At 60.6% G+C, this 10597-nt stretch carries 9 protein-coding genes and 1 pseudogene; 5 read left to right on the forward strand and 5 right to left on the reverse strand.

Going from position 1 to position 10597, the window contains the following annotated elements:
- Positions 1-124: 124 nt before the first annotated feature.
- A pseudogene (locus tag ACIQ39_RS16365) lies at positions 125-592 on the forward strand (ferritin-like domain-containing protein); the annotation flags it as partial.
- 54 nt (positions 593-646) lie between these two features.
- On the opposite strand, the gene xerD reads toward ACIQ39_RS16365, so the two are convergent.
- Entirely contained in the window at positions 647-1555 is a 909-nt protein-coding gene (gene xerD / locus ACIQ39_RS16370; RefSeq protein ID WP_396435669.1) for a site-specific tyrosine recombinase XerD, read from the reverse strand.
- 9 nt (positions 1556-1564) lie between these two features.
- Entirely contained in the window at positions 1565-2539 is a 975-nt protein-coding gene (locus tag ACIQ39_RS16375) for a tripartite tricarboxylate transporter substrate binding protein BugE (protein WP_396435670.1), read from the reverse strand.
- Between the two features lie 161 nt (positions 2540-2700).
- Between ACIQ39_RS16375 and ACIQ39_RS16380 the strand changes: the two genes are divergently transcribed.
- Complete coding sequence (locus tag ACIQ39_RS16380) at positions 2701-3609, forward strand: AEC family transporter (RefSeq protein WP_396435671.1); 909 nt, start codon at positions 2701-2703, stop codon at positions 3607-3609.
- A 27-nt stretch (positions 3610-3636) separates the two neighbouring features.
- Here the strand turns inward: ACIQ39_RS16380 and ACIQ39_RS16385 are convergent, their stop codons facing one another.
- Positions 3637-5232 carry a DUF4166 domain-containing protein gene (locus ACIQ39_RS16385; RefSeq protein ID WP_396435672.1) on the reverse strand — a complete coding sequence of 532 codons (1596 nt, stop codon included), beginning with the start codon at positions 5230-5232 and terminating at the stop codon, positions 3637-3639.
- Complete coding sequence (locus ACIQ39_RS16390; RefSeq protein WP_396435673.1) at positions 5229-5675, reverse strand: thiol-disulfide oxidoreductase DCC family protein; 447 nt, start codon at positions 5673-5675, stop codon at positions 5229-5231. The genes ACIQ39_RS16385 and ACIQ39_RS16390 overlap by 4 nt, the downstream gene beginning before the upstream one ends.
- Before the next feature lie 342 nt (positions 5676-6017).
- On the opposite strand from ACIQ39_RS16390, the gene ACIQ39_RS16395 reads away from it, so the two are divergent.
- A complete protein-coding gene (locus ACIQ39_RS16395; protein WP_396435674.1) occupies positions 6018-6905 on the forward strand; it encodes a C13 family peptidase in 888 nt (295 codons plus the stop codon).
- Positions 6906-7128: 223 nt separating this feature from the next.
- On the opposite strand, the gene queG is transcribed toward ACIQ39_RS16395, so the two are convergent.
- Positions 7129-8184 carry a tRNA epoxyqueuosine(34) reductase QueG gene (gene queG, locus ACIQ39_RS16400; RefSeq protein ID WP_396435676.1) on the reverse strand — a complete coding sequence of 352 codons (1056 nt, stop codon included), beginning with the start codon at positions 8182-8184 and terminating at the stop codon, positions 7129-7131.
- Between the two features lie 93 nt (positions 8185-8277).
- Here queG and tsaE point away from each other — a divergent pair, with 93 nt between their 5' ends.
- Both tsaE and ACIQ39_RS16410 read left to right on the forward strand, forming a co-directional pair.
- The gene (tsaE, locus tag ACIQ39_RS16405) at positions 8278-8859 is read left to right on the forward strand and encodes a tRNA (adenosine(37)-N6)-threonylcarbamoyltransferase complex ATPase subunit type 1 TsaE (RefSeq protein WP_396435677.1); all 582 of its coding nucleotides are present in this window, start codon (positions 8278-8280) and stop codon (positions 8857-8859) included.
- Positions 8849-10240 (forward strand): N-acetylmuramoyl-L-alanine amidase, encoded by a 1392-nt coding sequence (locus tag ACIQ39_RS16410; RefSeq protein WP_396435675.1) that lies wholly within the window; start codon positions 8849-8851, stop codon positions 10238-10240. Before tsaE ends, ACIQ39_RS16410 begins: the two co-directional genes overlap by 11 nt.
- Positions 10241-10597 lie beyond the last annotated feature (357 nt).

Genomic DNA, 10597 nt, shown 5'->3' on the forward strand with positions numbered 1-10597 from the left:
TTGCCTCAGGCGGATCGATGGAAGACGTTCTTGGACTACGTGGTGCAGAGAATCACCCGCCCCCTGCCTCCTTGGTATCCACCAAGTCAGCTCACGATGACAGAATAACTGCCGGATCTAGGTTTATACCGACTGGGTGCGCATCGCGCAAGAAGAGGCCAAGCACTTTGGCCTGCTGCGCCAGCATTTGGTGGGCATGGGTTTTGACTACGGCGACTTTCCGGCCCACAACACCTTGTGGGACATGGCCGAGCGCACCCAAGGCGACTTGCTGGCCCGCATCGGCATCGTGCCGCGCACCCTGGAGGCGCGGGGCCTGGACGCATCCCCCGGCGTGAAAAACAAGCTCGTCAGCGTGGGGGACCACCGAGCGGGCGAAATTCTGGACATCATCTTGGCTGATGAAATCGGCCATGTGGCCGCTGGCAACCGCTGGTACCGCCACCTGTGCGCCCAGCGCGGCCTGGACCCTGTGCGCCACTACGCCGAGTTGATCGCCCAGTACGACGCGCCCAAACTGCGCCCGCCATTCAACATGGCCGCCAGGCGCTTGGCAGGCTTTGAAGAGGACGAGTTGGACGCATTGAACTGAAGCCCACTTTTGTCTGTCGACACCCTGCGGCCCGGCCCAGGCCTGCACGGCCCATCACCCCCTGGGATGGTGCTGGGCGTGCAGGGTTTTGAGGCGCTCACGCGCCACATGGGTGTAGATGGTGGTGGTCGAGATGTCGGCATGACCGAGCAGCATTTGCACCGCCCGCAAATCGGCCCCATGGTTGAGCAAGTGCGTGGCAAAAGCGTGGCGCAGGGTGTGGGGAGACAGGGGCGCGGTGATGCCCGACTCGATGGCATAACGCTTGATCAAGCTCCAAAACATGGCACGCGACATGGCCGTACCGGGTGTGCTGCCACTGGTCGTGACAAACAAGTCATCGGTCTGGCGCTGTCCCAACATGGCCGTTCTGGCCTGCGCTGTGTAGCGTTGCAACCATTCACGCGCCTCTTCGCCAAAAGGCACCAAGCGCTCTTTGCTGCCCTTGCCCATGATGCGCAGCACACCCTCGTTGAGTGACACATGCAGGGTTTTGAGACCCACCAACTCGCTCACCCGCAGTCCACTGGCGTACATCAGCTCCAACATGGCGCGGTCGCGCAAGCCCAAAAAGGTGTTCACATCAGGCGCAGACAACAGGGCATCCACTTGCGCCTCGCCCAAAATTTTGGGCACCCGCAGCGCTTGTTTGGCAGGCAGCATGCGCAAAGTGGGGTCAGCTTGCAACAAGCGTTCGCGCAGCGCCCACCTGAAAAAACGCTTGAACACCGTGAGCCTGCGGTTGGCCGAAGTGGCCTTGGTCTGGCCATGGCGCTCGGCAAAATAGGCTTGCAAGTGGTGCTCAAGACTGGCCAGCAGGGCCAACTGGTGCGTTAAAAACAACCAAGTGGCGTAGAGCGTCAAATCCAAACGGTAGGCCGCCAAGGTGCTGTCGGCCAGCCCATCCTCCAGCCAGAGCGCCTCGGCAAATTGGTCGATGGCGCTCTGGCTGGCCTGGTGCATGAAAAATGCTCAGTCGAGCTTGAGTTTTTGCTGCTCAACCACTTTTTTGTACACCTCAAACTCGGCTTTGATTTGGGCCGAAAACTCTTCGGGCGTGTTGGCCACCACCAAAGAACCGGTGTCGTTGATGCGCTTGGTCACGCCCGGCTCTTGCAGGGCTTTCTTCACGCCCGCGCTGATTTTGTCGACCACTTCTTTAGGCAGATTTTTAGGACCCATGATGCCGTAGTAAGCCATGCGGTTGACCGGCTCCAAGCCGACATCTTTGAAGGTCGGCACGTTGGGCAACTGGGGCAAACGCTGCGGTGCAGCCACCACGATAGGCACCAAGCGGCCCGACTGGATGAACGGCAGTGCCGAAGGCAGGTTATCAAAGATGATGGGCACTTGGCCTGCCACGGTGTCGTTCAGGGCCGGACCCGCACCTCGGTAAGGAATGTGCGTGATGAACACGCCTGTCAGACTTTTCCACAGCTCGGTTTGCAGGTGACCAATACCGCCCGTGCCCGATGAAGCGTAAGAGTACTTGCCAGGGTTTTTCTTGAGCTCAGCCACGAACCCAGCGTAGTCTTTGGCAGGGAAGCTGGGGTGTACCGCAATCACATTGGGCGTGGCCGCGATGTTGATGATGGGCGTGAAGTCGGTCAGGACGTTGTAGGGGATGCGCGGATTGATGGCCGGATTGGCGGCGGTAGTGGACACCGTGGCCATGCCCAGGTTGTAACCATCAGGTGCAGCGCGGGCGGTCTCCAACGCACCCACCACGCCGCCGCCGCCGGCCTTGTTCTCAACGATCACACTTTGGCCCAGGGCTTTGCCCAAAGGTTCGGCAATCACACGGGCCACAATGTCGGTGGTGCCGCCGGGCGCAAAGGGCACCTGCAAACGTATCGTTTTGTTGGGATAGGCCTGCGCCCACACCGAACCACTGGCCAAAACGGTGGCAGCCAAACCGGCTACAGAAAACAAACTGCGTCGCTTCATTGAGAAAACTCCTTAAAAGAGCGGCCATCATAGGCAAAAAAACCGCGTCAGCGTGAGCGGGAAAACCCATAAAGCGCAGTCCAAACAGGTTTTTTAGAGCGCACAAGCCAAGGCGACAGCCGTGAAGCTGCAGTGGAGCGCCCTCCGGTTATCCTTGGCATGTGAATTTTGCCCAACTCCTTTTCCCTGATTTTTTCCTGATCCTGTGCGGCTATGTGATTTGCCGCTTCTCGGCCTTGAACCGTTCCGTCTGGCAACAGGTCGAGAATCTCGTTTATTTTTTCTTGTTCCCAGTGCTGCTGTTTCACTCGATTGTGAAAAGCCCTTTGGACTTGGCGTCTGCCTCCAGCCTGATCGGTGCAGGCTTGTGCTTGGCGCTGGGCGCGATTGCCCTGTCCTACAGCCTGCCCTACTGGCCTTGGCTGGGCCGCCGCTTAGACCGGCGCGACCATGCGGCCAGCGCGCAGGTGGGCTTTCGCTTTAACTCCTTCATTGGCCTGGCCTTGGCAGAACGATTGGCTGGGCCAGAAGGTTTGTTGATGATTGCGGTGCTGATCGGGTTTTGCGTGCCCCTGTTCAACATCGCCGCCGTCTGGCCCATGGCCAGACAAGCCCAAACGGGATTTTTGCGGGAACTGATGCGCAACCCCCTCATCATCGGCACAGCCACGGGTTTGGCGGCCAACTTGCTTGGTTTTCGCATGCCCGATGTGCTGGAGTCCAGCGTCAGCCGAATTGGCGCGGCCTCTATGGCCTTGGGCTTGATGGCGGCAGGCGCGGGCTTGCAATGGGGTTCGCTGCGACAAGGCCAACTGCTCAGCGCCAGCGTGCTGCTGATCAAACACCTCTTGATGCCCTTGATGGCCCTTGGCCTGTCGGTGGCGTTTGGTCTCAACCCGACACAGAGCACCATTTTGTTGGCGTTTTCGGCCTTGCCCACTGCGTCCACTTGCTACGTGCTGGCCACACGAATGGGCTACAACGGCCCCTATGTGGCGGGCCTGGTCACCTTGTCAACTTTGGCTGGAATGCTGAGTTTGCCTTTTGCGCTGGGTGTGCTGCTCGGGTAAGCCTTGAGGGTGTCACCGGGCGGGACATCAGTTGTCCTTTGTCATTGGCGTCAGCGTTCCTTGATAGTGGACCAGCAAGTCACCGGTCAGCGGCGCATGCAGCTTCACATCGAACTGCAAGCGGCTATCTGTCACATACTCCCGCGCCTGCGCGATTGGCAACAAGCCGTGCGGCAGAGTCAGCGGGCCAAGCCGCCCAGCATGGACCGCAAAGTGCAGCACCCCACCCTCTGCTCTGAGCCCAAGGGAAAAGGTGAACGGGCCAAAACTTTCGGTCAGACCCTGAGGGGTCGCAGCAAGACGCGAATGGAACTTGCTTTTGCCAAACACGCGTTGCCATGTCTCGCCGCTGTCGGTCACCGTCTTGGTGACCTCCACGGGCATCTCCTCGCCCACCGCCGGAAACCCGAAGAACCACCCGATAAGGCGGCTCCACAGGCTGGTGCCCCGGCGCACCGAGGCTTGCCCGTGCCAGCGGCTGACGTCGGCGGTCAAATGACTGTGGCGGATCGCTTCGGGCAATGTTTCAAAAGCCGGACCCAGCACGCGTTGCATGATCGGCATGAATGGCTCAATGACACGCTCGGTGGTCACTCGCAGATCGCGCATCGCGGCCTCTGCTTCGGCCAGCGTGATCACCTCCAGTGCTGGGCCTGCGCCCACTGGCAGTTCTGCACGCCGCAGAAGGGCCCGCGCTGGAACGGCGGGAATGAAAGGGCCGTCGCCGTTCTCGGCCAAAAGCCGCCACCAGCGCCGCTCCTGATCCACGATCACCATCACCGACATGCCGCCGCGCCCGCTGCCAAACGGGGCCAGCAGGTCGGCCACCAGCTTGAATACCCGCACCACGGGGCGATTGACAGGAATCGGCAGCCAGCGACGCAGCATCGCCAAGGCTGCAAGCCCATAACGCATCACCCCCAGTTCCAGACCCGCGCGAAAAAGCACCGTTTCCGCCCCAAAGTGCGCCGGAAACAAGGTCAGGTCGGGAACGTCGATTTGCCAAGCCTGTCGTCTCAACCCTCCTGGCAGCAAATAGGTCTGCCGATCCGACCAACCCGTCGTCCGTTGCCATGCTCCGCCGCGAAAGACCTGCATAGGCCGGCCAGTCTGAGACAGAATCGACATCATCACCGACAGCCCACGCGGGCTGCGATTGCCCGGCAAAATCGCGCTGTCAATCAAGCGCGGACGGGACGCGCCTGCCAAGGCCCGCACCGCAGCACTCGACAGGGCCGGGACTGAGGACAGGCCCGATATGACACATCGCCCAGCCTCAGTTGCTTGGGTAGCCAACACGGTGATCCCGGCGCAAAAGGCGGCATTGTCCGACAGATCAAGGTAATGCAGCCCTGAAGCAATCGCAGCGCGGGGTAGCCGATAGGGATCGGGACCATAGGCGTGGAATGGGCCCGCGGCATCTACCAGCACTTCATACCCCGTCAAGGCTTGCAGATCACCCTCTCTATCCATCTGTACGGCTTGGCATCCCAACTGCTCTGCCAGGGGCATTGCAGCGGTCATGTGACGGGCGGCGATCGTCACTTGATGCCCGTCCCGCACAAGCAAACACGCAAGCCGTGAACCAAAGACGCCAGTGCCCCCCAACACCAAAATCCTCATCGCAAAAACCTCTTCTGGAACGCCGGATCTGGCAGCGCGCACATGTCGGCGCGCCCAAAGAGCAAGTAACGGTTGCGAGCAAGGCGCTGATAAAGCCAATCTCGCATGGGCCTGGGAACGATCCGCAGCACCGCAGTCAGACGCGCCCAGCCACCCAATCGCTGACCCGCGAACAAAACCGCCTCAAAATCGACATGAGGCAAGCCATCTGCCAAAAACAGCCAGCTTGAGGGGTCATCGGGCCGCAGCCCGTAATGCTCCAACAGGGCTGCGCCCAAAGGGGACTGGACCGGGCAAATCCGCACGGTTCCGGTCCGGTCGAGCCGGTGAATCATCCGCGCACCCCAACTGCAAACAGCGCATTCAGCATCCATCACAGCTACAGGAGCGCAGTCGTCAAAGTCAGGAACCGCAGGGTCGCCACGGAAGGAAAAGGGCTTCATCACAATGCACCCAACATTGGCAAAAACACGCTTTAACGCAATCGCGAAACGCCCACCTGCTGCACTGGGCAGGACTTGCGGTAAAGCGGACTGCGCTGAAGTACTCGGCGGTGAGTAATAAATATTTCAAATGAATGAAGTCAAGTATGGCATAGGCTCAGGCCATCGCGTGGTCTGGACCGGATTACAGGCCAAGCGAGCCGAGCTGCCAGCGCTGGCCCGGTTGAGGTCACCCCGTACAAAGATGGGGCACCACAGCACCCACCGGACGACCTGCCCAGTTGCAAATCTTGGCAAGCCTGAGTAAGCTACTTCGGCACCCCAAACTCCCAAAAGACAGCCATGACTGAGCACCCCAAATGGACCGAACGCCTGCTGCACATGTGTCGAATCCTTGCATGGGGCTTGCTGCTCAGCAGCTTGGGGGCCTGTGCACTCTCACCCAAAAAAGAACAGACCCAACAGTTGTCGGATGCCTTGCTGCAAGCCCAACTGCAACAAGTTCAAGCGCAATGGAAGCAAGAAGCTGCCGACACGCACAAACACGTTTTTTTGGGCTCGGCGCAGCACTCGCAGTCACTGGTTTTTCAAAGAGACATTCTGTTGATGCAGCAAAGCCTGCAAGCCTTTCAAGCCTCAACCGTCTCGATTTTGTTGAGCAACCAATTGGAGACCCAACAACTGCGCTACCCATTTGCAACAGTGCCCAACCTTGATCGCGTTTTTAAGCAGCTGTCTGCGTGGTCGCACGCGCACCCGATGCAGCTGACCATCTTGATTTCAACCCACGGCTTACCCGATGTGCTGTCGGTCAACATTGCCAACCAGTACTTCCCGCCCCTGCGCACGGCACCCCTCAAGGCCTGGCTGGACCAACTCCACCCCCGAACCCGCGTCACACTCTTGCTCTCGGCTTGTTATTCGGGCTCATTTGTGGATGCGCTGCAAGGCCCCAACAGAATGGTCTTGTCGGCCTCGGCCGCCGACAGAAATTCATTTGGCTGCAGATACAACGAAAAAAACACCTGGTTCATCGGGCAGCTTTTAGGCCCCCACTTTGCCCCGCAAAGCACTTGGGACGATGTCTTCACCGCCATGCGGACAGGCGTTGAACAACAAGAGTTGGCTGAGCGCATGTCACCGCCCTCGAACCCTCAGATCAGAAGCGCCGAAAACTTGCGAAAAATGCGTTTGGCTGAATGGTTTGGCAAACCGATCAGCCAACCCTGAAGACGCCCAAGCTTGGTGCACCAGGTCCGATGAAGTGGATGCATCCGTGTCTTGCAAAGCCCGTCAGCCCGGGTGAAGAAGCAGGCACCAGCGCGCACCACGGCCCTTTGCAAGCACCCAGTGTGCACTCTGGCTCACGGCGCAAGTCACCGGGATGATGCAAACAAAGGGCGGGCTTGAAAAACGGTTCGGCCCCAACAAATACAAGTTGCTCAAAGCCGCATCACTGCGCGCGCGCCAGTGACCAGGCCACCTGCTCTCGCACCACCGCGTCTGGGTGCTGGGCCAAAGCGGTCAAGGCCTGGCACAAGGCCAAGCGTTCAGCCGCCGAAACAGCGGTTGACGCCAGCGCATTGCCCGCCGCCAACGCCACATTGCGCTGCCAGCGCTTGTGGCCAATGCGGCGGATGGCAGAGCCCTCGGTGCGGCGCAAAAAATCGGCTTCGCTCCAGGTCAACAAATCCGCGATGCTGGCCGCACCCAGTCCCTCACGCGCCAGCCAATCGGGCTCCCGGCTGATTTGTGCGTACTTGTTCCATGGGCATGCCAATTGGCAGTCGTCACAACCATAAATGCGGTTGCCCACCAGCGGGCGCAGTGCCTCGTCGATGGGTCCGGCATGCTCAATCGTCAGGTAAGAAATGCAGCGCCGTGCGTCCAAACGGTAAGGCCCCACGATGGCTTGGGTGGGGCACAAGTCCATGCAGGCCGTGCACTGGCCGCAGTGCGCCGCGACAGCGGGGGTTTCAGGCAAGGCAAAGTCGACAAACAATTCGCCCAAAAAAAACATCGATCCGGCCTCGCGCGACAGCACCAGCGTGTGCTTGCCGCGCCAGCCCAAGCCGCTGCGGGTGGCCAACTCGGCCTCCAGCACCGGGGCCGAGTCGGTGAACACCCGGTGACCAAAGGGGCCAATCGCCTGGGCGATGCGGTGCTGCAGCTTTTGCAAGCGGCTGCGCAAGACCTTGTGGTAATCACGCCCCCGGGCGTAGAGCGACACCACCGCCTCGCCCGGCTGCAGGCTGCGGGCGCTTTCTCGGGCCTGCCAGTCGGTCGGCGTGTCCAAGGGCAAATAATCCATGCGCGCGGTGATCACGCTCACGGTGCCCGCCTGCAGTTCGGCGGGGCGGGCGCGCTTTAGGCCATGGCTTGGCATGTAAGCCATGCTGCCGTGAAAACCGGCGTCCAACCAAGCCTGTAATCCGGGCTCTGCCGAGGACAAATCGATACCGCTCACGCCAATTTGGGACAATCCCAATTCGCGCGCCCAGATCTGCATCTGGGGCCACAGTTTTTGAAGGTCGATTTGAGCACGTTGAACAGTCACACGCCGATTGTAGAAAGCCCCACCCGCGCCGCCCACTGGACGGGTTTGGGCACGGGTGGCTGGACGGGTATCTGGCCGCACGAAGCCGCCACACAAAGCTTTGCCGAACAACTGGCGCAAGGCCTGAAAACTTGGCCGGGCGGGCGCGATGCCCGCATCGAGTTGCGCGGCCAGCTGGGCGCAGGCAAGACCACCCTGGTGCGCCACCTGCTGCGGGCCGCCGGGGTGCAAGGCCGCATCAAAAGCCCCACTTATGCCGTGGTCGAACCGCACCAAGCAGCCCACCCCGAAGGCCAGGATGAAGGGGCTTGGCCGATTTGGCATTTTGACTTTTACCGTTTCAACGACCCGCACGAGTGGGAGGACGCAGGCTTTCGCGACATCTTTGCCGCAGCGGGCTTGAAACTCATGGAGTGGCCGGACAAAGTGGCCGGGCAACTGCCGCCGCCCGACTGGGTGATCGCGCTGGAGGTCATCGACCAAGACCAGCGCCGCGTGCACCTCAGCGCGGGCACAGAGCGTGGCCAAATTTGGTTGCAAACCTGGCTGGACACCTGCCTTAAACCCCCGCAGCCTATCGGGCCGAGCTCTGGCCCCAAGGCCTTGGAAGCCAGCGATGCGCGCTGACCGTCGGCGACTGGTCAAAGCCGGTTTTTTGGTGCTCAGCCTGGGCACCGCTCAGCTCGCGCGCGGAGCCACCATGTTGGCCGTGCGGGTTTGGCCTGCGCCCGACTACAGCCGGGTCACGCTCGAATCGGATGCGCCGATTCAAAGCACCCAGACCCTGATGGCCTCGCCACCCCGCTTGGCCATCGACATCGAAGGCATGGAGCTCAACACCGCTTTTCGAGAGTTGGTGGGCAAAGTCCAAGACTCAGACCCCAACATTGCGGGTATCCGCGTAGGCCAGTTCAATGCCAGCACCGTGCGCTTGGTGATCGACCTGAAACAAGACATCACACCGCAAGTCTTCAATCTGCAACCCATAGCGCCCTATGCGCACCGGCTGGTCATGGACCTGTACCCCAGCCAAGCCATTGACCCCCTGGAGCAACTGATCCGGGAACGCAGCGCAGCCAAAAACAGCGCTGCAGCCAACAGCTTGCCCGCCGCCACGGTCTCGCTCAACGACCCCTTGGGCGACCTGATCGCCCGCCAAACGCACTCCAGCGTCGCGTCGCCCTTGCCTGCCCCCATGACACGGCGATTCCCTGTTGTGCCCTCCGATGGCCCCTTCATCGACAGCCCAGACCGCGCCCCCAAGCCACCCAGCCAAGCCCGCACCGACCGGCTGATTGTGGTTGCGCTTGACCCCGGCCATGGCGGCGAAGACCCCGGCGCCATCGGCCCTGGCGGCACGCGCGAAAAAGACGTGGTGCTGCAAATTGCCAAAATGCTGCGCGATCGCATCAATGCCAGCAGCGTCAATGGCAACCCCATGCGGGCTTTCATGACGCGCGACGCCGACTTTTTTGTCCCTTTGCATGTGCGGGTTCAAAAAGCCCGCCGCGTGCAGGCCGACCTGTTTGTCAGCATCCACGCAGATGCTTTCTACACCCCCAGACCGCAAGGCGCCAGTGTGTTCGCGCTCAGCCAAGGGGGTGCAACAAGCACCGCAGCACGCTGGATGGCGCAAAAAGAAAACCAAGCCGATCGCATTGGCGGCGTCAACTTGAGTGAGCAAGACTCGCAAGTCAAACGCGCCATGCTCGACATGAGCACATCCGCCCAAATCAAGGACAGCCTGAACTTGGGCAACAGCTTATTGCTCGAAATTGGCAGTGTGGGCCGACTGCACAAGCCGCAGGTCGAACAAGCCGGTTTTGCCGTACTCAAAGCCCCCGACATTCCCAGCGTGCTGGTCGAAACAGCCTTCATCAGCAACCCTGACGAAGAAAAAAAACTGCGCAGCCAAGCCTATCAAAAAGAGCTCACAGAAGCCTTGCTGCGCGGCATCTTGCAGTACTTCGCACGCAACCCACCGCTGGCCCGCAACCGAGGCATCTGAGCCTGCACCGCCCGCCAAACGGCCAAAAAAACCGGCACCCACGGCCTTGTCACCACGGCCTTGGCACCATGGCACTGTCACCATGGCACTGTCACCATGAACTTGTCACCATGGTCTTGTCACCATGGTCTTGTCACCATGGCACTGTCACCATGAACTTGTCACCATGGTCTTGTCACCACGACCTTGTCATCGCGAGGCACGAAGCGATCCATAGACTGCCGCGTCGCTAAGCGCCTCGCAGTGACGGTGGTGTAGGGTCATCGCGAGGCACGAAGCGATCCATGGACTGCCGCGTCGCTAAGCGCCTCGCAGTGACGTTGGTGTTGGGTCATCGCGAGGCACGAAGCGATCCAT

Source organism: Limnohabitans sp. (assembly GCF_044361645.1).
Classification (GTDB): Bacteria; Pseudomonadota; Gammaproteobacteria; order Burkholderiales; family Burkholderiaceae_C; genus Limnohabitans_A.